The organism is Halopenitus salinus (assembly GCF_042662125.1).
Classification (GTDB): Archaea; Halobacteriota; Halobacteria; order Halobacteriales; family Haloferacaceae; genus Halopenitus; species Halopenitus salinus.
Genome location: NZ_JBHSXL010000009.1, coordinates 716,572 through 739,417 on the forward strand (window position 1 = coordinate 716,572; position 22,846 = coordinate 739,417).

Here is a 22,846-nt window from a genome sequence, read left to right on the forward strand (position 1 = left end):
GATGGGTTAAAAGGGTCCGGGGTCGGCGGGCTGGAGCGAACGGACGGCGGTCCCGACTCGACGGGGAGTGACGGTCAAAGCTCGACGCCGGAGGGGATGAGGCTCTCGCCGCGGAGCAGGTTGCCGTCGGGGTCGTAGACGAGGAACGTGCGCTTGTCGTACGTGACGAGCACCTCGCCGTCGATCGCGATCTCGACGCGGTAGCGTCCCTCCTCGTCGTCGTCAGTGGCCCGCCCGTACTCGCGGGCGGCCCGAATGAACCCGAGGACGTCCTCGGCCGCCTCGTTCAACTCGAGGACGAACTCGCCGGTGACGCGGTTCGTCACGGCGACGACGCCCGTCGCGGACTCATCCTCGATCGGCTCGCGAAGCCGAAAGGCGACGTCCGTCTCCTCGGCCGCGAGCAGATCGCCGTCGGGACCGGTGAGCCGGTCCGTCAACAGTCCCTCGGGGCCGTGAAAGTCGATCCGCACGAACGGCTTTCGCGGATCGCCGTCGCCGCCGTCGCGCTCGACGCCCTCGACCGTCAGTTCGAAGTGGTCCCGCCGCATTTCCCGTTCGACGGTTGGCGGTCTGTGGGTATGAACGTAACGCCCGACGGGTTCGACGCCCGACCGGTTCGACGCGCACCCACCGGTCGTTTTAACCTCCCCTCCGCGTTCGGTAGGGACATGGTCTGGGTCCGCTCGGAATACGTCGGGGAGCTCGCGGTCGTCTCCGCGTGGCTGGCCGCGTTGGTCCCCTGGAACGTGACGTACGCCTCGATCCCGGGGTACGGGAACGCGCTGTTCCTCCGGTATCCGTTCCTCGAGGTGCAGTACCTGATCGGCTGGACGATCGAGGAGCGGTCGTTCTTCCTGCGTCCCATCGGTCGAGCCATCCGCACGCAGGCGGGAGAGGTCGTCTACGACGCCTACATTGCGTGGGCGATCGGCTCCGCGCTGATAGCGCTCGCCGTGTTCGTCTCGATCCTCTATTACCTCGAGGAGGAGCGTCTCGAGGCCGGCCCGGTCGACCCCGCGAAGGTCATCGGCGCCGCGTTGCTCGCCGCCGGTATCGTCCTCGGCGTGACGAACTACCTCCTCGTCGCCCTCGGCGTGCCGGGGATCCCGATCCCAGTTGGGACGGTCCTCGTCATCGGCCTCGGAGGCACGTTGCTGCTGGCCGAACGACGCGAGGAGTGATCCGTCCGACGGATCTCCGGCGGTCCGGTGGTGGATTCTCGGCCGTCTGGCTGCGGGTTCTCGGCGTGCTATCGGCGCCTTCCCGCCCGCGCCCGATCGACGGGACGCCTTTATGGTCCCGGATGGAGTACGCCACACGCACGAAGGATGTCGGGGGAAACGCTCGCCGGCGGGATCGAGGGGCGCATCGAGACGCTTCGCCGCCGCGCGAGGTACACCTGGGAGCTGCTTCGCGGCGTCGACGTCGCGGTGCGTCCGTTTCGACCGGGCGAGGACGGCCCCCTCGGGTCGTTCTCACCGCCGGCGGACGAAACCGAAGTGGACCGCTACTGGGTGAACGCGCCGTTCGCCTACGTCGTCATCACCCACGACGACGAGGAGAGCGAGTACCGGTATCACGCCGTCGAGCCCGACCTCGACGAGTTCGCGGCCTCGCTGCTCGAGCGCATCGTCGAGGACATCCGCGATCCGCTGTTGTACCGCTCGGGAACCGACGCCGCCGAGGAGGAGACGCTCCGCGAGGAGCTCGAGTCGCTGCTCGAACAGTACGGCACCAACGTCGACATGGCCACGTTTCACGCCCTGTTTTATTACCTCTACCGCGACTTCCGGGCGTTCGGAAAGGTCGACCCCCTCCTGAACGACGCCCACATCGAGGACGTCTCCTGTGACGGCTACGACCTGCCGATATTCGTCTATCACGACGACTACACCGACCTCGAGACGAACGTCACGTACGGTCGCAAGGAGCTCGACAACTACGTGATCCGCCTCGCCCAGCAGTCCGGCAAACACATCTCGGTCGGCGAGCCGATCGTTGAGACGACGCTGCCGGACGGCTCGCGGGCCGAGCTCGCGCTCGGCGAGGAGGTCACCCCGCGCGGGTCCGCGTTCACCATCCGCCAGTACGCCGAGGAGCCGTTCACGCCGATCGACCTGATCGACTACGGGACCTTCTCGATCGAGCAGATGGCCTACTTCTGGCTGTGTATCGAACACAACAAGTCGCTCATCTTCGCGGGCGGGACCGCGTCCGGAAAGACCACCTCGATGAACGCGGTCTCGATGTTCATCCCGCCGCGAGCGAAGGTGCTCACGATCGAGGACACCCGCGAGCTCTCCTTGTACCACGACAACTGGCTCTCCTCCGTGACCCGCGAGCGGCTCCACGAGGGGACCGACATCGACATGTACGACCTGCTCCGGTCGGCGCTGCGTCACCGCCCGGAGTACATCCTCGTCGGCGAGGTCCGCGGCGAGGAGGCGGTGACGCTGTTTCAGGCGATGAACACGGGCCACACCACGTTCTCGACGATGCACGCGGACTCGATCGAGACGGTCATCAACCGCCTCGAGAACGACCCGATCAACGTCCCGCGGGCGATGGTCCAGTCGCTCGACATGTTGTCGGTTCAGACGCTCGTCCGGTCGGACGACGAGCGCGTTCGGCGGGCGAAGGTGATAGGCGAGATCGGCGGCATCGACCAGCGGACCGGCGAGCTGGACTACTCGTCCGCCTTCGAGTGGCGGCCGGGAAGCGACGCGTTCGTCGCCAACGACTCCGAGCTCCTCTCGGAGATCCAGGAGGAACGGGGCTGGAACCGCGGGTCCCTCCTCTCGGAGATCCGCCGCCGGGAGCGGTTCCTGGAGATCCTGGTGGATCTGGAGATAACCGGATACAAGCGTTTCACGGCGCTCGTAAACGAGTACTACGCGAACCCCGATCGGGTGATGAACCGCCTCGAAACGGAACTCGAGGGTGCGGACGCATGAGAACGCCGCCGTGATCTGGACCGTCCCCCTCCTCGTGACCGTGGCCGTCCTCGGCGTGCTCGCGCTCTCGTTCGTCCACCGGCGGGTGAACCTGTTCGTCTCGCGGATCGCGCTTTCGGCCTTCGGCGACTACGTCGTCGACTCTCCACGCTCGAACCGGCAGCGCGACCGCATGCGTGCGGCCCACGCGGGCGGGACACATCGGGTGTACGCCGCCCGAACGCTGTTTTACGCCGCGGTTCTCGGCGTCTCCGGGAGCGTTCTCGGGATCTATCTCGCGGCCGGAACGCTCGTGTTCATGGACGTCAACGCCGAAACGATCCGGGGGACGCTACCGGAGCCGCTCTCCTTTTTGGGCGAACTCGCCCGGTTGTCGGCCATCGAACCGCTCGAGCTGTTCGGTCTCCTCCTCCTCTCGTCGGCGACGATCGGCTCCGGGCTGGCGATCGGCGTCTACGTCCTTCGATGGGGCCTCCTGTCGGAACGCGCGAGCTCCCGCGCGGCGGCGATCGACGCCACGCTGCCGCGGACGGTCGCGTTCGTCTACGCCCTTTCGCGGTCCGGGATGGCCTTCCCGACCGTGATGCGGACGCTCGCGGAGAACGAGGACGTCTACGGCGAGGCCGCGACCGAACTCGCCGTCGCGGTCCGTGACATGAACACCTTCGGGACGGACGTGTTGACCGCGCTGCGGCGGACCGCACGCCATACGCCGAGCGAGAACCTCGAGGAGTTCGCGGAGAACCTCGCGTCGGTGCTCGGCTCCGGGCGGTCGCTACCGGAGTACCTCCACGACCAGTACGAGCGGTACCAGGAGGAGTCGGAGTCGAGACAGGAGCAGTACCTCGAGCTGCTCTCGACGTTCGCGGAGGCGTACGTGACGGTCCTCGTCGCCGGACCGCTCTTTTTCATCACCATCCTCGTCGTCGTCGGCCTCGTCCTCCAGGACACGATCCCGATCCTGCGTGTGATCGTCTACGCCGGCCTCCCCCTTGCCACCGCCGGCTTCGTCGTCTACGTCGACAGCGTCACACGCACGATCGGGACCGACCGAACGTCCCTCTCGGACGCGACGGACGCGATCGTCCCGGGGCGATTTACCGCTCTCGGGGCGATCCGTGGCGGTTCCGGCTCGAACGTGGGCGCGACCGACGGAGGAGTCGAGGACTCACGGACCGGCGGCGAACGACGAGCGCACGACCACCAGCGCGAACGGCTCGAACAGTACGACCGCCTCCGACGGACGTTGGGATGGGCACGGCGGCCGGGGGAGCTACTCCTGCGGCGGCCGATCCTCTCGCTCGCGTTGACGCTCCCGGTCGCGGGCGTGTGGATCTGGACGTCCACGACGCCGCTTTCCGCCACGTCCCCGATCGGCGTCGTCCGGGCCGTCGACGACGCGGTCGTTCAGTCGACGATCCTCGTCGGGCTCGTCTACGCGGCGCTCTATGAGGTACAAAAGCGGCGGACGCGTCGCATGGAGTCGGCCGTCCCCGACTTCCTTGATCGCCTCGCGTCGGTCAACGACGCCGGGATGACCGTCGTCGAGAGCCTCGAACGCGTGGCCGACTCCGACCTGGACGAGCTGACGCCGGAACTCGAGCGGACCTGGCGTGACGTCCAGTGGGGTTCGGACGTCGAATCGGCGCTCTACCGGCTCGAGCGACGCGTTCGATCCCCGCTCGTCTCCCGATCCGTCGCGCTGATCGTCAACGCGATGAGCGCGAGCGGCGACGTGGCGCCGGTGCTTTCGATCGCGGCCGACGAGACCCGAGCCGCCCGGCGGCTCAGACGGGAGCGCCGGCAGGTGATGTTGACCTACCTGATCGTGATCTACATCTCGTTTCTCGTCTTCCTCGGGATCATCGCCTCGCTCACGCTCGCGTTCATTCCCGCGATCGAACAGGCCGCGGGATCCGGGGTGGGCGAGGGCATAAGCGGCGGAACCCCCGGCGGAGTCGGCGGCGTCGGCAACATCGCGGAGGGATTCGGGGACGTCGACATCGCGGGCTACGAGCTGATCTTCTATCACGCCGCCATCATCCAGGGGATCTGCTCGGGAGCCGTCGCCGGACAGCTCGGCGAGGGCGACCTCCGGGATGGCGTCAAACACGCCGTCATCCTCCTCGTGTTGACCTTCGTGTCGGTCGTCGCGATGGGCCTCGCGTGATCGGCGGCGGTTCCCGTTTCGTCGCTACCACTTATGCACGTCCGGGCCGTCACTCGATCCGTGGTCCACCTCACCCGTGATCTGTTGGCCGTCCTCCTCGAACACGCGGCGGAGGCGGAGCCGACGTCGACGAACGTTCTCCTCTCCGCGACGCCCGCGGAGGAGCTGATCGGGGAGACGGACGATGTCGACCCGGGAACCCCGGTCTTGACGCACTTCACGCTGCCGGACGTCGGGAGCTCCGTGAACTCGGTCTTCGGGATGGATCTCTCGACGCCCTCCGAACGCGGCCGTGCCCGCTTCCTGTCGCACCCGGCCGGCGGGCTCCGGATCGACGAGACCGACGATCTGTCGGCGGTCGTGATCGTGGCGGTGCCGCCGTGGGAGGCGGACTGCGTCGCGGCGTTCGATCGGGCCGGTCGAAAGCTCCCGTTGACGATCGTCGATGCGGTCCCGCCCGAGGAGTCGATCCCGGAGTGAGACCCGTGGGGACGGCTCGTCCGGACGGTCGCTCCGGGACGAGTCGCCTGGATTTTTGAGGCAACGGATCGAACGGGGACACAATGGCTGTCCGGCCCCCAGGAAACGACGACGAGACGCCGGAGGCGATCGAGTTCGGGATCGCGGCGCTCGACGCCCGCCTCGAGGAGTCGGACCTCTCGTTCCCGGCGACGAGCGAGGAGGTCCTCCGGGGCATCCCGGCTCGTGAGATCCCCTACGACGCGTCCGGACATACCCTCGATCTTGGTGACGCGCTCGAGCGTGCGGGTCCCGAACGGTTCGAGACGAAGAGCGAACTGATGAACGCGTTACACCCGATCTTCGAGGAGCGTCGCCGCCGGGGCGGCGGGTCGATCCTCGAGCGGCTCCGCGACGCCTTGCCCTTCTAACTCTGAGACGTGGTGGACGCGGTCTGCTCGCTCACTCCGATCGACGGTCACGTCCCTCGATCTCCTCGCGGTGAAGCGTGAGGATCATGTCCGCGAGCACGCCGAACATCAGAAGCTGAATCCCGAGTAGGATGCCGGCCGCCGAGACCACGGCGAGGATCTCGTGGCCCACGCTCCGAGTGATCCACTCGTAGAGGACGTAGGCCGCCACGAGCGCTCCCGAGAGCGTCGCCGCCAGACCGACGCTGCCGAAGTAGAAAAGCGGGTTGTTCGTCTTCGCCTTCCGGTAGAGCTCCAGGAAGATGATCCCGCCGTCGCGGACCGGACGCAGGTTCGTGTCCGACCCCTCGGGACGCGGCCGGTAGGTGATGTCGACGACGGCGACCGAGACGTCGTGTTTGACGCACTCGACGGCCATCTCGGTCTCGATCCCGAACCCCTCCGCGGTGAGGTGGAGGCGCTCGAAGGACTCGCGGGTGAACGCGCGGTAGCCCGAGAGGATGTCCCGGTAGTCGGTCCCGTGGATCCGGGCGAACGCCCGGTTGATGATCCGGTTTCCGATCCGGTTGAGCCGGGTCATCGCGCCCGGCTTCATGTCGGCGAACCGATCGCCGATGACGTGTTCGGCCCGCCCGGAGCGGAGCGGCTCGAGCATCGTCTCCGCGTCTTCGGCGTCGTACGTCGCATCCGCGTCCGCGAGCAGGACGAACTCCGCGTCGACGTGATCGCGGACCGCCTCCCGGACGGCCTGTCCCTTTCCCTCGCCCGACTGTTCGACCACGCGCGCGCCGGCGTCCGCAGCGAGGTCCGGGGTCCCGTCGGTGGAGCCGCCGTCGATCACGAGCACGTTCTCGAAGCCACACTCGCGGTACTCGCGGACGACGTCGGCGATGGTGGCGGCCTCGTCCATCGTCGGGAGAAGCACGCACACGTCCGGGGACCCCGTCATCGTCGAATCGTGGTCCGTGTGGGTGGTTAAGTATGCGGGTTCCTCGTCGACGGTCCCCGAACGGGGGTCCCGTTTTCACCGCCGGAGCCGCGGTCCCTCGTCGTTCACGCCTCGATGAAGTCCGGCTCGGTGCGCTTCTCCTCGCGCTCGCTCCGGAGGTGCTCGATGAAGTCGTCGAGGTCGACGTCGCCGCGCTCGTTCTCGAAGCGGTCGCGCACCGAGATGGTTCCGGCCTCCGCCTCGTCGCCGCCGACGACGATCATGTACGGGAGCCGGTCGTCGTGCGCCTGGCGGATCTTGCGACCGACCGTCCAGTCGCGGTCCTCGACGGAGACCCGGAAGTCGGCGTCGTCGATCGCGTTCTTCACGCGGTGGGCGTACCCGAGCGCGTCGTCCGAGACGGGGAGCACGCGGACCTGCTCGGGCGCCAGCCAAAGCGGGAAGTTGCCCTTGAAGTGCTCGATCGTCACGCCCATGAACCGCTCGATGCTGCCGAGCAGCGCCCGGTGGATCATCACGGGGTGGTGTTCCTCGTTGTCCTCGCCGGCGTAGGTGAGATCGAGGCGTTGCGGAATGTTGAAGTCGACCTGGACGGTGCCGATCGTCCACTCGCGGCCGATCGCATCGCGGGCGTCGAGGCCGATCTTGGGGCCGTAGAAGGCGGCCTCGCCCGCCTCGACGTCGTACTCGAGCCCCTTCGACTCCAGGGCGTTCCGGAGCGCGTCCGTGGCGTTCTCCCAGATCTCGTCGCTCCCGACCGAGTTCTCGCCCTGCGTCTCCAGCTTGTAGATGATCTCCAGATCGAACTGCGCGTAGACGTCCTCGATCACGCCGATCGTCCGGCGGATCTCGTCTTCGATCTGGTCGGGTCGGACGAACGCGTGGCCGTCGTCCTGGGTGAGCCCCCGGACCCGGAGCAGCCCCGAGAGCTCGCCCGACTGCTCGTTGCGGTAGACGGTTCCGAACTCGGAGTAGCGAAGCGGGAGGTCGCGGTAGGAGTGCTGGGAGTCGTCGAAGACGTGCGCGTGGTTCGCGCAGTTCATCGGCTTGAGGCCGTACTCCGTGTCGTCCTGCTCCCACGCGAACATCTCGCCCTCCTCCTTGAACGCGTCGTAGTGGCCGGTCGGCTTCCACAGTTCGGCCTTGTTCAACTCGGGCGTCCAGACCTCCTCGTAGCCCAGCTCGTCGTTCTTCTCGCGGATGTACTCCTCGAGCTCGCGGCGGATCCGCATCCCGTTGGGATGGTAGTGGGCACACCCGGGCGAGTGGTCGGGGATGGAAAAGAGATCCATCTCCCGGCCGATCTTCCGGTGGTCGCGCTCCTCGGCCTCGGCGCGCATCTCGATGAACTCCTCGAGGTCCGACTCCGACTCGAAGGCGGTCCCGTAGACGCGCGTGAGGCTCTCGTTGTCCTCGTCGCCGCGCCAGTAGGCCGAGGAGATGTTGAGGAGGGTGACGGCGCCGATCTCGCCGGTCGAGTCGACGTGTGGCCCCTGACACAGGTCCTGCCAGTCGTCCTGGACGTAGAAGCTGACCGTCTCCTCGCCGGCGGCCTCGGTCTCGAGGATCTCGCGTTTGAACGGGTTGTCGGCGTAGATCTCGAAGGCCTCCTCGCGGTCGCGTTCGACGCGATCGATGTCGTAGTCGGCCTCGAGTATCGCCTCCATCTCCGCTTCGATCGCCTCGAGGTCGTCCTCGTCGAGGTCGACGCCGGTGACGTCGTAGTAGAACCCGTCGTCGGTCGGCGGGCCGATCGTGAGCTTCGCGTCCGGATACAGCCGCTGGAGCGCCTGCGCGAAGACGTGGGCCGCCGAGTGGCGCAGGACCGTGAGGTACTCGTCCGAGTCCTCGGTCACGATCTCGATCTCCGCGCCGTCGTGGACCGGGTCGTGTTTGCTCGCGAGTTCGCCGTCGATCTTCCCCGCCACGGTGTCGCGACCGAGCCCGGGGCCGATCTCGTAGGCGACGTCCTCGAGTGTCGACCCGTCCGGCACGGTCAACCGCGATCCGTCCGGAAGGACGACCGTCACGTCGGCCTGCGCATCGGTCTCGCTCATACGTTCGGGAAGCCGGAGGATCGGGATAAGTGTTGTTGGATGGCGGGACGCCGACGAATTCGCGGACCGGAGGTCGACCGCCACGCCCTCGATTTTCGATCGCGCCTCGGTTCCGCAGTCGCTGGGACCTACTTACGCCTCGGCGCCGTAGTCGGCCGGCAGGCCGTCCTCGGGGACGACGCCGTCCTCCCAGCCGCGGGCGTCGTAGTACTCGTCGATCGCCGCCTCGAGATCGGGGATGTCGTAGGGGAGCGTGTCGTCCTCGCCGTCGACGCCGCGCCGGTTGTTGAAGTGACGCTCGAGGGTCACGATTCGGGCGCCGACCGCGAGGAGATCATCGAAGTCCTCGCCGAAGAGCGCCTCGTACCGCTCGGGGTTCATGTAGTCGCGAGAGAACTTGCAGACGACGCCGGCGTCGTTGAGCGCCATCAGGTTCTCGCGTTCGACGAGCCGGCCGGCCTTCCCGAGGGTCCCCTCGGGATCGAGGGCGTCCTCCTCGGGGACGAGCGGGTACTCCACGGAGTAGAAGGTCGCGTACATGTGGTCCGCGCCGCGGTTCGAGACCGCATACGAGAGCCCCTGTCCGTGCAGGACGCGGCCCTCGTGGGCGGCGAAGTCCATTCCCTTGACCGACCAGTTCTCGACGCCGAGCTCGTCGTGACACCGGTCGATCCCCTCCGCGAGCAGATCGCCGATCCCCTCCCGACGAGCGATCCTCTCGACGGTCTCGTGGATCAACTCGACGTCGCCGAAGGCGTCCTCGCTCGCGAGGTAGGCAGCCACCGTGTTGCCCGCGGAGATGGCGTCCAGGCCGTACTCGTCACACAGCCGGTTCGACTCCATCACGTCGACGATGTCGTCGACACCGGAGTTCGACCCGAACGCCATCGCGACCTCGAACTCGGGGCCCTCGGTCTCGACGCCGCGCTCCTCGTCGCGGGTCGGCAGCTTGCAGGCGAACGCGCAGGCCGAGCAGGTCCCCTTCTTGTACTTCTTCTTCTCGACGGCGTCGCCGTTTATCCCCTCGACGCCCGCGAACTCCCGCTCGGAGAAGTAGTAGGAGGGAAGCCCCTCCATCGCGTTCGCGAGGTCCATCACGGCGACGGTTCCCTGCCGTTTCATGATGTTGTCGTCGGTGGCGGCCTCGCGGTGGATCTCCGACTGGGCCGCGGGGATCTCGATCTCCGGGGCCGAGTCGCCGTCGAAGGTGATCGCCTTGACGTTCTTCGCGCCGAGGACCGCGCCGAGCCCGCCGCGGCCGAACGCGCGCTCCTTCGTGGTCATGATCGACGCGAACCGGACCCGATTTTCCCCGGCCGGGCCGATGATCGCGGTCTGATCGGGCGAGATCCCGCGCTCCTCCTCGAGGTGATCCGCCGTCTCGCTCACGGTCGCGCCGGCCAGATCGGGGATCGCCTCGAACTCGACGCCGTCGTCGCGGACGTGGATCGCGAGCAGCTCGTCGCTCTCGCCGGCGATCTCGACGGCTCCGTAGCCCGTCGCCGCGAAGTTCCGCGACATGAACCCGCCGGCGTTGCTCGAGAGCAGGCCGTCGGTGAGCGGCGAGACGCCGGTGCAGTTCATCCGGCCGGTGAAGCTCATCGTCGACGCCTGCATCGGGCCGGTGGCGAACACGATCCGGTTTTCCGGGCCGAAGGGGTCGACGTCGAAGGGGATCCGCTCGTGGGCGAGCCGGGTGCAGACGCCGCGCCCCCCGATGTAGCGCTCGTGGATCCCGTCGATGTCCGTCTCCTCAGTCGACTGATCCCCGACGTCGACCGTCAACAGCGGACCGCGATTGTGGAGCATGGATCGATCTTGCCCCGGATCCATCAAGAAGTCACCGGACGGAGGGGACGCGTCACCCCGGCCAGGTGGCGCCTCAGCTGCCGCGAACGATCCACGTCAGGTGTCGCGATCACTCCGAGAGCAGTCGTCCGGCGATCGTGTTCTTCAGGACCTCGGAGGTCCCCTCGTAGATCTCGTTGAGCTTGGCGTCGCGGTAGTATCGCTCCATCGGGAACTCGGTCGTGTAGCCGTAGCCGCCGTGGATCTGGATCCCCGCGTTCGCGACCTCCCGGGAGATCTCGGAGGCGTACAGCTTCGCCTGGGCGGCCGCCTTGACGTACGACTCGCCGCGCTCCTTGCGGTCGGCGGCCTCGTGCATGAGAAGCCTCGCCGCCTGCACCTTCGTGTCCATCTCCGCGAGCTCGTGTTGGATGGCCTGGAAGTCCGAGATCGGTCGGTCGAACTGCTCGCGATCCTGCGAGTACTCGAGGGCGTCCTCCAGCGCCGCGCGGGCGATCCCGACTGACCGGGCCGCGATCGTGATCCGGCCCGCGTTGAGCGTTTTGAGGGCGTGCCGGAATCCCTCCCCCTCCGCGCCGATCAGTCGGTCCTCGGGGACGTACATGTCCTCGAAGCGCAGCTCGGCCGTCGGACAGCCCTTGTCGCCGAGCTTCGATTCAGTTCCCTCGACGTGGAACCCCTCGTCCGTATCCGGCCGCACGAGGAACGTGGAGATGCCCTCCCGGTCCGCGTCGGGATCCGTCTTCGCGAAGACGACGATCGAGTCGGCCACCGAGCCGTTCGAGATCCACACCTTCCCCCCGTCGATGACGTAGCCGTCACCGTCGCGCTCCGCGGTGGTCGACATCGCGGGAACGTCGGAGCCGGCCTCGGGCTCCGAGAGCGCGAACGCGCCGAGGTCCTCCCCGCGATTCAACGGCGGGAGGTACTCCTCGCGGACGGACTCGTCCGCGAACTCGAAGACCACGTTGCCGGCGAGACTCGTGTGGGCGGCCACCACCGTCGCGAGCCCGCCCGATCCACGGGCGATCTCACAGAGCGCCAGCGCGTAGGCGTGGTAATCCAGTCCGGCGCCGTCGTACTCCTCGGGAAACGGCATGCCGAGGAACCCGAGTTCGCCCATGCGATCGACGAGGTCGGCGGGGAACTCGTCCGTCTCGTCGATGTCGGCCGCTCGCGGGACGATCTCGTCGTCGACGAACTCCGAGACGGCCTCCCGCATCCGCTGCTGTTCCGCGGAAAGGGACAGATCCATGTCCACCCATCGACGAGCCGGGACTTAGTGGTTTTGCGCTTCCGCGCGTTCGCCTTCTTGACAGTTCGTTGAATAGTCCCGCGTCTGGGAGCCGCGAAGTCGGGCGAGCAACCCCACGAGACTTTTTATCCTCCGTTTCATAGAGGAGGACAGTTGAATGAGCGGACGTGATCCATCTACCGGCGAGGCCGACCTCGAGTGGTGCTACGAGGCGGTCCAGGGCGTCTCCCGCACCTTCGCGTTGACCGTCGACGTGCTCGACGAGCCGATGTCGAGCCACATCTGTCTCGGCTACCTGCTCTGTCGGGTCGCCGATACGGTCGAGGACGCCGGACACGTGCCGCCTGCGGCCCAGACCGAGCTGCTTTCGACCTACGATGCGGTCCTCGACCCGGAGGACTCAACCGAGGTCGAGGAGTTCCGGGCCGCCGTCGACGAGTGGATCCCGGAGGAGTCGGAGCGGAACGCGGACTGGGAGGTCGTCGCCCGCTCGCCGACGGTCATCGCGACCTTCCTGTCCCTCCCCGAGGACGTTCGCCGGGCCATCGTCCCGCCCGTCCGCGAGATGGTGGACGGGATGGCGATGTTCGTCGAGCGGCACGCCGACGCCGGCGGCCTCCGGATCGACGACCGCGCGGAGCTCGAACAGTACTGTTACTACGCGGCCGGGACGGTCGGCAACCTGATCACGAACCTGTTGACCCGCGCCGACGTCGACGACGAGCGGGTCCGTCGCCTCTACGATACCGCCGAGGAGTTCGGGTTGCTCCTCCAGCTCGTGAACGTCTCGAAGGACGTCTACGACGACTACGAGGCGGAGAACAACGTCTACATCCCCGCGGAGTGGCTCGACGACGAGGGCGTCGACCAGGACGCGATCGTCGACCCGGAGAACCGCGAGTCCTCCGCTCGCGTGGTCGACCGGACCGCCGAACACGCACACTCGTTCCTCGACGATGCCCAGGCGTACCTCGAGACGATGCCGCTCGAACACGGAAACACGATGGCCGCCTGGAGCGTGCCGTACCTCCTCGCGGTCGGGACGCTGCGGGAGCTCCGATCGCAGCCCGAGGACGCGCTCACCGAGACGGGCGTGAAGGTGTCCAGACAGGAGGTCTTCGCCGTGATGTCGGCCGCCAGCGAGACGGGCCGCGACTCGCTCGCCGAGCTTCGCGAGACGATCGCGAAAAAGCCGTTCCACCGCGTCTCCGGCGTCGCGGAGTAGGCCGAGGTGACTGCCGCCCGATCGTGTAACTGACGCCCAAGCCACCGGTCCGGATCCGCGTCCTTTTACCTGCGCCGTTGATACCGACGGACATGAGCTTCGAGAAAGACGACCGCGTCGTGTTCCGCGACGAACACAGCGAACACGACGGCGAGGTCGGCACGGTGACCCAGAAGATGGAGACGATGTTCGGCGAGGCCACCTACACGATCAGCTTCGAGGACGGCCAGGAGACCGGCATCGCCGCGGACGCGTTGGAGGAGGCCGACGAGGACGACGTCGACGCTGCGGACGCCGACGCCGAGTAACCGCCGGGTCGATCCGGAGCGACCGCCCGCACGAGACCGGCGAATCGATCAACTCGCGACGAGCCGAACCGCACGCCGACCGAACCCCGATCCCAGAGAGGAAACCGAACCGCATGGCCAGGGTCCCGCTGCACTACGTCGACCTCCGCACGTTCAGCTACGCCACCGAGGACGAGAAACGCGTCAGGCAGGCGCTCGAGACGTTTCTGCCGGAGGACGCGTCGATCGATCGCGCGGAGAGCGTCGGCCACCACGGCGACCGGATCGTCGTCCTCTCGGCGCGCGTCGAGAACGCCGACGACATGCGACACGTCCTCGATCGGTTCGGCGAGCTCGACGATCTCGATCGCGTGATCGAGGAGCTCGACGATCGGGTGGACGACAACTGTTCGTTCTTCTGCCGGCTCGACAAGCAGGCGGCCTTCCGCGGTGACGTCCGGCTCGGCCCCGGCATCACGCTACGCGCGAAGGTGGAGGCCTACCCGGCCAAGAAGTCGGCCGCGGTGGAGAACGCGCGGGAGTTGCTCTCGCGACACGACGCCGATTCGGGCGACGCGACCGACGCCGAGACGCGATGACGTCGGAATCGGGACGGCCGGTCGGCCTGCCGCCCGATCACCGCCTCCGCCCTATGAATCGCCCGGCCACTTGATCGAACAGCCTCTGGAGGGCCGATCCGGAATCTCGACGTCCTCCCCCGCGAGCACCGACTCGATGGCGTCGCGGACGTGGATCGTCGTCGGTTCCGCGTCGGGGTTCAACGCGTCGTCGAGGCGGCCGTGGTACGCGAGCGTCCAGGCGTCGCCCTCGTGGGAGAGCAGGAACGGGTCGGGCGTACAGACCGCGCCGTAGGCGTCCGCGACCGCGGCGGACTCGTCGCGCAGGTAGGCGTCGTAGGCGATGGTGCCGTCCTCGACGAGCTCGCGCATTCGATCGAAGGAGTCGTCCGGATACTCCTCCGCGTCGTTGGGGTTGACTCCGACGACGGCGACCTCGTCGTAGTCGGCCGCGAGCTCGTTGAGGAGGTCGAACTTCGCCTGCGCGTACGGACAGTGGTTACAGGTGAACACGAGCAGGATCGCCTCCGCGTCGAAGGAGTCGAGCGAGTACGTCCCCCCGTCGACGCCGGGGAGTTCGAAGTCGGGAACCGTCTCGCCGCGGGCCAGCTCGGAGTCGGATTCCATGGCGACCATGCCCGACGGTTGACTCGCCAGGAGCAAAAGCGACCGGGTGGCGTCGAGATCGTTCCACGACGCCCCCGAGTCGGGGATCGCCGGCGGACGCGGTGATCGCGAGTCGTCGTCTTTATGTGTGTTCTGGCGACACACACCGTCAATCGCCCGCAGGCCGCGGGCGGGATCACCAATGAGCGCAGACACCACGGACACGACGACTGACGGGGGGACGAGCGCCACGCCGGAGGGCGGCCGGGCCGGCGAGCGCGAGGCCGCCTCGTTCGTCGAGTACGGGATCGAGGACCGCCCGCCGGCCGGGGAATCGTTCTTCCTCGGGATCCAACACTACCTGACGATGGTCGGCGCGAACATCGCCGTGCCGCTCGTGCTCGTCAACGCGATGGGCGCGAGCGACGCCCAGGCGACGACGCTCATCGGGACGTTCTTCGTCGTCTCCGGCGTTGCGACCCTGCTCCAGACGACGGTCGGGAACCGATACCCGCTCGTACAGGGCGCCTCCTTCGCGCTTTTGGCGCCCGCGGTCACGATCGTCGCGGCGGTCGGCGGCCCCTTCGAACTCGCGATGCGCGAGCTACAGGGGGCGATCATCGCCGCCGCCGCGGTCCAGGTGCTCGTCGGCTACTCCGGGCTCATGGGCCGGATCAAGCGGTACCTCTCGCCGGTCGTCGTCGCGCCGGTGATCGTGTTGATCGGCCTCTCGCTCTTCAACGTCCCGCAGATCGTCACCACCGAGCAGAACTGGTGGTTGCTCGGGTTCACCCTCGTCTCCATCGTCGTCTTCTCGCAGTACCTCGAGTCCTACACCCGCTACGCGCGGCTGTTTCCGGTCCTGCTCGGCGTGATCGCGGCGTACCTCCTCGCCCTCGTGTTGTCCCTCGCGGGGATCTACGGGCCAGAGCAGGTCGGCTTCGTCGATCCGACCACCGCGGCGGACGCGCCGCTGGTGTTGTCGATCACCCCGCTGCAGTGGGGAACCCCCTCGTTCACCGGCGCGTTCATCGTCGGCATGTTCGCCGGCGTCGTCGCCTCGATGATCGAGAGCTACGGCGACTACTTCGCCGTCGCCCGCCTCGCCGGCGTCGGGGCCCCCTCGAAAAAGCGCATCGACCACGGCATCGGCATGGAGGGGATCGGCAACGTCTTCGCCGGGATCATGGGCACCGGCAACGGCTCGACCTCCTACTCGGAGAACATCGGCGCGATCGGCATCACCGGCGTCGCCTCCCGGTACGTCGTCCAGGTGGGCGCGGTCGTGATGTTGATCGTCGGCTTCTTCGGTCCGTTCAGCCAGCTCATCGCGACGATTCCACAGCCCATCATCGGCGGCCTGTTCATCGCGATGTTCGGCCAGATCGCGGCGGTCGGGCTCTCGAACCTGAAGTACGTCGACCTCGACTCCCAGCGCAACGTGTTCACGATCGGCCTCGCGCTCTTCGCCGGGCTCGCGATCCCGGCGTACTTCGGCGCGGTCGACGCGGCGGGCGGCATCCAGGGCTTCCGCGAGGGAATGGCCGGTGTCGCGGTCATCGGCCCCGTTCTCGGGAACCAGATCGTCGCCGACACCGTCTTCGTGATCGGCTCGACCGGAATGGCCGTCGGCGGCATCATCGCGTTGATCCTCGACAACACGATCCCGGGCACCCGCGAGGAGCGCGGGCTCGACCAGTGGGAGGCGATCTCCGAGGAGGAACACGAGTTCCAGACCGCCCTCGAGCGGTACTCCGAGTGAGGGTGACGGGACGAGACGTCGACGCGAATTCGTCGGAAGGGGATTCGTGGGAGGAGGACTCGCCGGACGAGGATTTATCGGATACAGATTCGCCGGACGCGGGTTCGCCCGATTCCGTCGAACATCGCGACGCCGGCCGTCTCGGTGGCAGCCTCCGGGTGAGCGACGGTCGGATCGTCGTCGACCCGGCGGGAACCGATCCGATCCTCGTCGATCCGTCGACGGTCTCGGAGGTCACCCATCGATCGATCGCGTGGTTTCAGCTGGTCATGGGCGTCGGGATCGTCGCGTTCGGTCTCCTCTCCGTCTCCCGGCACCTCCTCGGCGCGTTCGCGTTCGTCCTCGCGGGGGCCGCGGTCCTCCTCGTCACCTGGCGGCGACGCGATCGCGTCCGGATCCACGTTCACGGGCGGGCGAAGCCGCTTTCGGTGTATCCCGAGGAGCCGGAGACGTTCCTGTCGGCGGTCGAGGAGGCGTTGGAGGAGGCCTCACCTACGGAGGAGCCCTCCGGGGATTCACCGCCCGCGGAGACCCGGTCTCCGGAGGAGTTGTGACCCCGTTGGGTCGATCACGCGCGGACGGGCGTCAGATCACGCGTCGACGGGCGTCAACTCGCCCGCCTTCGAGCGCGCCTTCGAGACGATGGCGGGCTTCGCCTCGAACTCGACGGTGACCTGATCGCCCGCGTACGACTCCGTCTCGACGTGGCCGTGATCGTGGATCCACGAGACCACGCTCATGGTCTCATCGGTCATGGGCAACACGAGCCGCTCGCGCTCCCAGTCCGGAAGTTCCGCCTCGACGCGCTCGCGGAGGGCGTCGATCCCGGTTCCCTCCGTCGCGGAGACGGCGATCGGGTTCGGAGCCAGCGTCGACAGCGCCGAGCGCTTCTCGGCGAGTTCGCCCTCATCCAGGCGGTCGACCTTGTTGAACACGGTGCAGATCGGCGCCCGGTTGCGCTCGTGGAGCGTGTCGTGGCAGGTCACGAGCTTCTCGCGCATCTCCCGGACCGGCTCGCTGGCGTCGACGACGAGCAACACGAGGTCGGCCCGATAGACCGAATCGAGCGTCGACTCGAAGGACTCGACGAGCCAGTGGGGGAGATCGGAGATGAACCCGACGGTGTCGGTCAAGAGGACGTCCCGCCTGTCGAGTTCGGCCCGCCGGGTGGTGGTTCCGAGCGTCGTAAACAGCATGTCCTCGGACTCCGCCGTCGTCCCGAGGTCCGGGTGGCGGTCCGCGTTCTCCTCGACGTCGAGTTCCGCGGCGAGCCGCCGCATCAGGGTCGACTTGCCGGCGTTCGTATAGCCCGCGAGCGCGACGAGATCGAACCCCGAGGCCCGACGTTCCTCGCGGCGGGCCCGCTCCGTCTTCGCGATCGACGACAGCTCCTCGCGGATGTCGGAGATCCGCCGTTTGATGTCGCGCTCGACGCTCTCGTCGTACTCGCCGAGACCCATGAACCCGGGGCGCTCGTCGCGTTTCGCGAGGCTCGCCTTCGCCTCCGCTCGCGGCAGCTCGTAGCGGAGTTCGGCCAGTTCGACCTGTAGCTGCGCCTTCCGTGTCCGGGCCCGCTCGGCGAAGATCTCCAGGATGAGGGTGAACCGATCGACGACCTCGACGCCCTCCGGGAGCTTCTTCCCCACGTTGAACGTCTGGTAGGGACCCATGTCGTTGTCGACGACGACGTGGGTCGCGTCGGTCCGCGAGACGAGCTCGGCGAGCTCCTCGACTTTCCCCTCGCCGAGGAGATAGGCCGCGTCCTCCTCGCGGGTCTGTGTGATCCGCCCGGCGATCTCGTAGCCTGCCGCCGCGGCCAGCTGTTCGATCTCCTCCAGGTCGGCCGTTCCGGCGTCGACGCGCTTCGCGAGGACGGCGCGTCGGTTCGCGTTCGTCTCCCGTCCGTTCGGACGGTCCGCGTGCTCGCCGCTCATCGTCGAAGGAGCTCGCGAGCGGCGTACGCGGCGTGGTGTGCTGCCTGCACTGTTTCGCGTTCGCCTATGGTCTCGACGTATTTAAACTCCTCCTGGAAGTGTAGCCCGACGGTTCCCTCCGGCTCCTCGTAGAACTCGCCGCGCTCGGAGACGACCGGTCCGGACGGAACCTCCGGGAGGGACCCGACCGCACGCGCGACGAGATCGAGGACCGCATCGAGGGTCGGCCCCTCGCGAACGCTCGCGAGCCCCATCCCCTCGATCGAGACGATCCGCGTCGAATCGATCCGGGCGTGGACCGCCGCCGCGACCATCTGGTACTCGCCGTCCTCCTCGTGGCGACCGCTGACGTCGACGCCGACGATCTCGGGGATGGATCGGTCACCTCCGTTGGCGGCCGGTCTCCACGACCTCGATCGACGTCACGGCTCGATCTCCGAGGTGAACTCCGGCGTGCCATCGACGCCGGGATCGAGGCGGAACAGCGCGCCGGCGTGTTCGTCCTCCGGATCGGCGTCGATCGCGGCGCTCGTCACGTACATGTCCGCGAGCGACTCGCCGCCGAAGGTGGGCGCTGTCACGAACTCGGCCGGGATCTCGAACCGCTCTGCGATCCCGCCGTCCTCGTCGTGTCGCACGACGGCGTTTCCCTCCCAAAGCGCCGACCAGACGCGTCCCTCCGAATCGACCGTGAGCCCGTCGTACATGCCCTCCCCGTCCGGAAGCTCGGCGAACGTCTCGGGGTCGGAGATCTCGCCCGTCTCCTCGTCGTAGTCGTAGCGGTGGATAACGTTCGCGTTCGATTCGGTCAGGTACAGCCCGCTTCGATCCGGAGTGAACCCCATGCCGTTCGGCAGCTCGAGCGACTCGACGACCTCCGTGATCGTCCCGTCGGGGTCGATCCGGTAGAGGCGTCCGACCGAGAAGTCGTCCATGTCCATCGTCCCTGCGAAGACGCGTCCCTGCGGGTCCGCGATGACGTCGTTGAAACGCATCCCCTCCTCGCCGGCGATGCCGTCGATCACGGTCTCCATATCACCGTTGCGAAGGACCGCGACGTGGCCCTCGGTCAGAAACAACGCCAGCGACCCGTCCGACTGGATCGTGAACCCGCCGACGGACTCGCCCTCGTAGAACCGCTCTACGTCGCCGGTTTCCGGATCGTACCGGTGGAGGTGTCCCGCCGGAATGTCCGTCCAGTAGAGGCGCTCGTCGGCGACGTGCCAGAGCGGTCCCTCTCCGATCTCGAAGCGTCCGTCGACGACCGCCGTCGCGTCCGTTGGCATGCGCTCACGTATCACCGGGGGCGGCATAATACATGCGGGTCCACACGCTCGACGTCCCGTTCATCGTGGTTTTGTCTCTCCCGTCCATCGCGGTCCTGCTTCTCCCGTTTTGTCCTTCCCTTCATCGCGTTTCGTGCGCGTCGCGGTCGTCCGCCGTGAGCCGCCAGAGCGCGCGCCGGACCGTCCAGGGATCGCGGTCGGTCCCCTCGGCGATCGACAGACATGCGGACAGGTACTCGCGATATTCCTCGACCGTCGGAGGATCGGGATAGGAACGATCGAGGTAGCCGGCCTGCCGAAGCGCCTCCCACTCGCGGGCGCCGCAGACGACGCATCCGTCTGGATCCATGAACGCGAGGAACGCGGTGGCGACCGGGACGTCCACGCCGTCGAGGGCCGTGAGCCGATCGATCGCCGCCTCGAGGTCGCGATCATCCGCGTCCCCGGGGGCGGTCGTGTCCGCGTCCCCGGTGTCGCTCGTGACCGCGTCCTCTGCCGCCGCAGTGATCGCCTCGAGGACGTCCCCGAAGGGGTTGTCGGCGAACCGCTCCTCGATCACCCGCCGCTCGGCGTGCGACTGTTCCCCGAGGTGCCGCCGGAAGTACCACCGGACGACCCACTCCGCGTCCCGTCTCCCGAACTCACCGCGCCGGAGGACCCTCGGCAGGGTCTCCTGCTGTTCGCGTTCGACGGGATAGAACGGCTCCCGCTCGCGATATTCCTCGGCCAGTTCGTCGACGTCCGCGGGCGTGAGAACCATCCCTGTCGGAGGATCGAACTCCGGACGCAGAACGGTTCCGGTCCGCTCGACTCCCCCACGCCACCTACCAACGTCTTCGTCAATCACCAACACACTCATACGCGGAGAGCGAGATGATTCGGGCATATGCACTCGTTCCCGGAGGGGTCCTCGGATGTCCAGTGAGGACGCGGAGCCGACGAAGACCATCTGTCCGTACTGCGGCGTCGGATGCGGGATCGCGATCGACCGCGAGGCGGGCGGCGACGACGTGCAGTTCCGACCGTGGGGTGACGCCCCCGTCAACGAGGGACGGATCTGCATCAAGGGCGGCGCGGCGACGCAGGTCGTCAACCACGAGGACCGGCTGACCGACCCGCTGATAAAGGAGGACGGCGAGTTCCGCGAGGCAAGCTGGGAGGAGGCGCTCGGACGTGTCGTCGAGGAGCTCTCGCGGATCCGCGAGGAACACGGCCCCGACGCCATGGGGTTTTACGGCTCCTCGAAGACGATGAACGAGGAGAACTACCTCCTCCAGAAGCTCGCGCGGCGGTACGGCACCAACAACGTCGACAACTGCACCCGGATGTGTCACGCCTCGACGGTCTACGCGCTGCGGACGAGCCTCGGCACGGGCGCGATGACGAACAGCATGGCCGACCTGGCCGAGGAGACCGACGTCTTCTGGATCCAGGGGGCCAACCCCGGCGAGCAGCACCCGATCGCCAACAGCCAGTACTTCCGCCAGGCGGTCCTTGAGGGCGCCACCGTCATCCAGGTCGATCCACACGCGAACAAGACGACCCGGTCGTTCGAGATCGACGAGACCGACCGGCACATGCACCTCCAGCTGGAGCCAGGGACGGACATCCCGCTCCTCAACGTGGTCCTCAAGACCGTCCTCGAGCGCCACGAGGAGGAGCCCGAGGCAGGCTGGATCGACGAGGCGTTCATCGAGGAGCGCACGGAGGGGTTCGACCACCTGACGGAGACGCTCGCCGACTTCGATAAGGAGGCCGCCGCCGAAGAGTGCGGCGTCCCCCTCGAGGACATCGAGCTTGCGGCCGAGAAGTACGCGAGGGCGGACAACGCCGCCATCTTCACCGGAATGGGGATGAGCCAGCACACCTGCGGCGTCGACAACGTCCAAAACGAGATCAACCTCGCGCTCGTCACCGGCAACCTCGGCAGGCCGGGCACCGGCGTCAACCCGCTTCGCGGCCAGAACAACGTCCAGGGGACCTCCGACGTCGGCGCGATGCCGAACGTCCTGCCCGGCTACCAGCTCGTCGACGACGACGAGGCCCGCGAGAGCGTCGAGGACGTCTGGGGCTTCGAGGTCCCCGACGAACCGGGACTCACCAACGTCGAGATCTCCCACGAGGCGGGAAAGTCCGTCCACGGGCTATACGTCATGGGCGAAAACCCCGTGATGTCCGAGCCGGACGCCAACCGCGTCGCGGAACGCCTCGAGCGACTCGATTTCATGGTCGTCCAGGACATCTTCATGACCGAGACCGCGGAGTACGCCGACGTGATCCTGCCGGCGACGACCTGGGCCGAACGCGGCGGCACCGTCACCAACACCGACCGGCGCGTCCAGCGGATGCGCGGGGTCGGAAAGATCCACGAGAACACGAGACACGACCTGGAGATCGTCTCGGAGGTCGCCACGCGCCTGTTCGGCGAGGACGCCGGATTCGACTTCGAGGACCCCGAGGCGGTCTTCGAGGAGCTTCGGGAGGTCTGTCCGATCTACCACGGGATGACCTACGACGGCCTCGGCGAGGTGGGCCTCCACTGGCCCTGCTACGAGGAGGGCGACGAGGGCGACCCCTATCTGTACGCGGACACCTTCGACACCGAGAGCAGCCTCGGACGGATCGAGGGCGTCCGCCACCAGCCGCCCAAGGAGACGCCCGACGAGGAGTACCCACTGATCCTCACGACCGCGCGGCTGGAGGAGCACTACAACACGGGGACGATGAGCCGGCGCTCCCCGCGGCTCAACGACCGACACCCGGAGAACTTCGTCGACGTCCACCCGAACGACGCCGAGCGGTACGGGATCGAGGACGGCGACTACGTGCGGATCACCTCCCGACGCGGCGAGATCGAGGTGAAAGCGCAGGTGACGGAGGACATCAAGGAGGGCGTCATCTGGACGACGCCGCACTTCGCGGCCGCCTCCGGAAACGTCCTCACGAACGACGTGCTCGACGAGCGGGCGAAGATCCCCGAGTACAAGGCGGCCGCCGCGGAGATCGAGGTCGCCGTCGGACCCGGGTCGAACGAGGAGAACGCGGAAGACGCCGAACCCGCCGACGACTGATCGGCTGGCC

General features: G+C 67.6%; 21 protein-coding genes. 11 read left to right on the forward strand and 10 right to left on the reverse strand.

Annotated elements, in window-relative coordinates:
- Positions 1–74: 74 nt before the first annotated feature.
- Complete coding sequence (locus ACFQE9_RS13115; RefSeq protein WP_379745447.1) at positions 75–551, reverse strand: DUF5793 family protein; 477 nt, start codon at positions 549–551, stop codon at positions 75–77.
- 120 nt (positions 552–671) lie between these two features.
- On the opposite strand from ACFQE9_RS13115, the gene ACFQE9_RS13120 reads away from it, so the two are divergent.
- From ACFQE9_RS13120 to ACFQE9_RS13140, 5 genes are all read left to right on the forward strand, one after another.
- Complete coding sequence (locus tag ACFQE9_RS13120) at positions 672–1,184, forward strand: DUF7549 family protein (RefSeq protein ID WP_379745450.1); 513 nt, start codon at positions 672–674, stop codon at positions 1,182–1,184.
- A gap of 147 nt (positions 1,185–1,331) precedes the next feature.
- The gene (locus ACFQE9_RS13125) at positions 1,332–2,957 is read left to right on the forward strand and encodes a type II/IV secretion system ATPase subunit (RefSeq protein ID WP_379745453.1); all 1,626 of its coding nucleotides are present in this window, start codon (positions 1,332–1,334) and stop codon (positions 2,955–2,957) included.
- Positions 2,958–2,967: 10 nt separating this feature from the next.
- Positions 2,968–5,127 carry a type II secretion system F family protein gene (locus tag ACFQE9_RS13130; protein WP_379745616.1) on the forward strand — a complete coding sequence of 720 codons (2,160 nt, stop codon included), beginning with the start codon at positions 2,968–2,970 and terminating at the stop codon, positions 5,125–5,127.
- A 60-nt stretch (positions 5,128–5,187) separates the two neighbouring features.
- Positions 5,188–5,607, forward strand: coding sequence for a hypothetical protein (locus tag ACFQE9_RS13135; RefSeq protein WP_379745456.1), 420 nt, complete (start codon positions 5,188–5,190; stop codon positions 5,605–5,607).
- 83 nt (positions 5,608–5,690) lie between these two features.
- Positions 5,691–6,017 (forward strand): hypothetical protein, encoded by a 327-nt coding sequence (locus ACFQE9_RS13140; RefSeq protein WP_379745459.1) that lies wholly within the window; start codon positions 5,691–5,693, stop codon positions 6,015–6,017.
- A gap of 31 nt (positions 6,018–6,048) precedes the next feature.
- Here the strand turns inward: ACFQE9_RS13140 and aglJ are convergent, their stop codons facing one another.
- The 4 genes from aglJ to ACFQE9_RS13160 all read right to left on the reverse strand — a co-directional run bounded on the left by aglJ (position 6,049) and on the right by ACFQE9_RS13160 (position 12,087).
- Complete coding sequence (aglJ, locus tag ACFQE9_RS13145) at positions 6,049–6,966, reverse strand: S-layer glycoprotein N-glycosyltransferase AglJ (RefSeq protein WP_379745462.1); 918 nt, start codon at positions 6,964–6,966, stop codon at positions 6,049–6,051.
- 104 nt (positions 6,967–7,070) lie between these two features.
- The gene (thrS, locus tag ACFQE9_RS13150; protein ID WP_379745465.1) at positions 7,071–9,023 is read right to left on the reverse strand and encodes a threonine--tRNA ligase; all 1,953 of its coding nucleotides are present in this window, start codon (positions 9,021–9,023) and stop codon (positions 7,071–7,073) included.
- A 132-nt stretch (positions 9,024–9,155) separates the two neighbouring features.
- Positions 9,156–10,832 (reverse strand): aldehyde ferredoxin oxidoreductase family protein, encoded by a 1,677-nt coding sequence (locus tag ACFQE9_RS13155; RefSeq protein ID WP_379745468.1) that lies wholly within the window; start codon positions 10,830–10,832, stop codon positions 9,156–9,158.
- Between the two features lie 109 nt (positions 10,833–10,941).
- Positions 10,942–12,087: an acyl-CoA dehydrogenase family protein gene (locus ACFQE9_RS13160; RefSeq protein ID WP_379745471.1), complete on the reverse strand. Its 1,146-nt coding sequence runs from the start codon at positions 12,085–12,087 to the stop codon at positions 10,942–10,944.
- Between the two features lie 157 nt (positions 12,088–12,244).
- Between ACFQE9_RS13160 and ACFQE9_RS13165 the strand changes: the two genes are divergently transcribed.
- The 3 genes from ACFQE9_RS13165 to ACFQE9_RS13175 all read left to right on the forward strand — a co-directional run bounded on the left by ACFQE9_RS13165 (position 12,245) and on the right by ACFQE9_RS13175 (position 14,198).
- On the forward strand, positions 12,245–13,312 hold the full coding sequence (locus ACFQE9_RS13165; RefSeq protein ID WP_379745474.1) for a phytoene/squalene synthase family protein: 1,068 nt from the start codon (positions 12,245–12,247) through the stop codon (positions 13,310–13,312).
- A 92-nt stretch (positions 13,313–13,404) separates the two neighbouring features.
- Positions 13,405–13,620, forward strand: coding sequence for a DUF1918 domain-containing protein (locus ACFQE9_RS13170; RefSeq protein ID WP_379745477.1), 216 nt, complete (start codon positions 13,405–13,407; stop codon positions 13,618–13,620).
- Positions 13,621–13,733: 113 nt separating this feature from the next.
- Positions 13,734–14,198, forward strand: coding sequence for an RNA-binding protein (locus tag ACFQE9_RS13175; RefSeq protein ID WP_379745480.1), 465 nt, complete (start codon positions 13,734–13,736; stop codon positions 14,196–14,198).
- A 51-nt stretch (positions 14,199–14,249) separates the two neighbouring features.
- Here ACFQE9_RS13175 and ACFQE9_RS13180 read toward each other — a convergent pair whose 3' ends face one another.
- Positions 14,250–14,813 (reverse strand): thioredoxin family protein, encoded by a 564-nt coding sequence (locus ACFQE9_RS13180; RefSeq protein ID WP_379745619.1) that lies wholly within the window; start codon positions 14,811–14,813, stop codon positions 14,250–14,252.
- 172 nt (positions 14,814–14,985) lie between these two features.
- On the opposite strand from ACFQE9_RS13180, the gene ACFQE9_RS13185 reads away from it, so the two are divergent.
- Positions 14,986–16,545, forward strand: a complete 1,560-nt coding sequence (locus tag ACFQE9_RS13185; RefSeq protein WP_379745483.1) for a uracil-xanthine permease family protein — start codon at positions 14,986–14,988, stop codon at positions 16,543–16,545.
- Positions 16,546–16,547: 2 nt separating this feature from the next.
- Positions 16,548–17,099 carry a hypothetical protein gene (locus tag ACFQE9_RS13190; protein ID WP_379745486.1) on the forward strand — a complete coding sequence of 184 codons (552 nt, stop codon included), beginning with the start codon at positions 16,548–16,550 and terminating at the stop codon, positions 17,097–17,099.
- A 36-nt stretch (positions 17,100–17,135) separates the two neighbouring features.
- Here the strand turns inward: ACFQE9_RS13190 and hflX are convergent, their stop codons facing one another.
- The 4 genes from hflX to ACFQE9_RS13210 all read right to left on the reverse strand — a co-directional run bounded on the left by hflX (position 17,136) and on the right by ACFQE9_RS13210 (position 20,525).
- Positions 17,136–18,479, reverse strand: a complete 1,344-nt coding sequence (hflX, locus tag ACFQE9_RS13195; protein ID WP_379745489.1) for a GTPase HflX — start codon at positions 18,477–18,479, stop codon at positions 17,136–17,138.
- On the reverse strand, positions 18,476–18,844 hold the full coding sequence (locus ACFQE9_RS13200; RefSeq protein ID WP_379745622.1) for a DUF2209 family protein: 369 nt from the start codon (positions 18,842–18,844) through the stop codon (positions 18,476–18,478). Before ACFQE9_RS13200 ends, hflX begins: the two co-directional genes overlap by 4 nt.
- Positions 18,845–18,901: 57 nt before the next feature.
- Positions 18,902–19,765: an SMP-30/gluconolactonase/LRE family protein gene (locus ACFQE9_RS13205; RefSeq protein WP_379745492.1), complete on the reverse strand. Its 864-nt coding sequence runs from the start codon at positions 19,763–19,765 to the stop codon at positions 18,902–18,904.
- A gap of 121 nt (positions 19,766–19,886) precedes the next feature.
- Positions 19,887–20,525, reverse strand: coding sequence for a hypothetical protein (locus tag ACFQE9_RS13210; RefSeq protein WP_379745495.1), 639 nt, complete (start codon positions 20,523–20,525; stop codon positions 19,887–19,889).
- Positions 20,526–20,679: 154 nt separating this feature from the next.
- Here ACFQE9_RS13210 and fdhF point away from each other — a divergent pair, with 154 nt between their 5' ends.
- Positions 20,680–22,836 (forward strand): formate dehydrogenase subunit alpha, encoded by a 2,157-nt coding sequence (fdhF, locus tag ACFQE9_RS13215; RefSeq protein WP_379745498.1) that lies wholly within the window; start codon positions 20,680–20,682, stop codon positions 22,834–22,836.
- Positions 22,837–22,846 lie beyond the last annotated feature (10 nt).

Excerpts from the sequence above, each read along its gene's own strand:
- ACFQE9_RS13120 (WP_379745450.1), top strand. The coding sequence starts at position 672 with ATGGTCTGGGTCCGCTCGGAATACGTCGGGGAGCTCGCGGTCGTCTCC.
- ACFQE9_RS13175 (WP_379745480.1), top strand. The coding sequence starts at position 13,734 with ATGGCCAGGGTCCCGCTGCACTACGTCGACCTCCGCACGTTCAGCTAC.
- ACFQE9_RS13155 (WP_379745468.1), bottom strand. The coding sequence starts at position 10,832 with ATGCTCCACAATCGCGGTCCGCTGTTGACGGTCGACGTCGGGGATCAG.
- thrS (WP_379745465.1), bottom strand. The coding sequence starts at position 9,023 with ATGAGCGAGACCGATGCGCAGGCCGACGTGACGGTCGTCCTTCCGGAC.
- fdhF (WP_379745498.1), top strand. The coding sequence starts at position 20,680 with ATGTCCAGTGAGGACGCGGAGCCGACGAAGACCATCTGTCCGTACTGC.
- ACFQE9_RS13115 (WP_379745447.1), bottom strand. The coding sequence starts at position 551 with ATGCGGCGGGACCACTTCGAACTGACGGTCGAGGGCGTCGAGCGCGAC.
- ACFQE9_RS13185 (WP_379745483.1), top strand. The coding sequence starts at position 14,986 with ATGAGCGCAGACACCACGGACACGACGACTGACGGGGGGACGAGCGCC.
- aglJ (WP_379745462.1), bottom strand. The coding sequence starts at position 6,966 with ATGACGGGGTCCCCGGACGTGTGCGTGCTTCTCCCGACGATGGACGAG.
- ACFQE9_RS13210 (WP_379745495.1), bottom strand. The coding sequence starts at position 20,525 with ATGGTTCTCACGCCCGCGGACGTCGACGAACTGGCCGAGGAATATCGC.
- ACFQE9_RS13160 (WP_379745471.1), bottom strand. The coding sequence starts at position 12,087 with ATGGATCTGTCCCTTTCCGCGGAACAGCAGCGGATGCGGGAGGCCGTC.
- ACFQE9_RS13125 (WP_379745453.1), top strand. The coding sequence starts at position 1,332 with ATGTCGGGGGAAACGCTCGCCGGCGGGATCGAGGGGCGCATCGAGACG.
- ACFQE9_RS13170 (WP_379745477.1), top strand. The coding sequence starts at position 13,405 with ATGAGCTTCGAGAAAGACGACCGCGTCGTGTTCCGCGACGAACACAGC.
- ACFQE9_RS13205 (WP_379745492.1), bottom strand. The coding sequence starts at position 19,765 with ATGCCAACGGACGCGACGGCGGTCGTCGACGGACGCTTCGAGATCGGA.
- ACFQE9_RS13180 (WP_379745619.1), bottom strand. The coding sequence starts at position 14,813 with ATGGTCGCCATGGAATCCGACTCCGAGCTGGCCCGCGGCGAGACGGTT.
- ACFQE9_RS13165 (WP_379745474.1), top strand. The coding sequence starts at position 12,245 with ATGAGCGGACGTGATCCATCTACCGGCGAGGCCGACCTCGAGTGGTGC.
- ACFQE9_RS13140 (WP_379745459.1), top strand. The coding sequence starts at position 5,691 with ATGGCTGTCCGGCCCCCAGGAAACGACGACGAGACGCCGGAGGCGATC.
- hflX (WP_379745489.1), bottom strand. The coding sequence starts at position 18,479 with ATGAGCGGCGAGCACGCGGACCGTCCGAACGGACGGGAGACGAACGCG.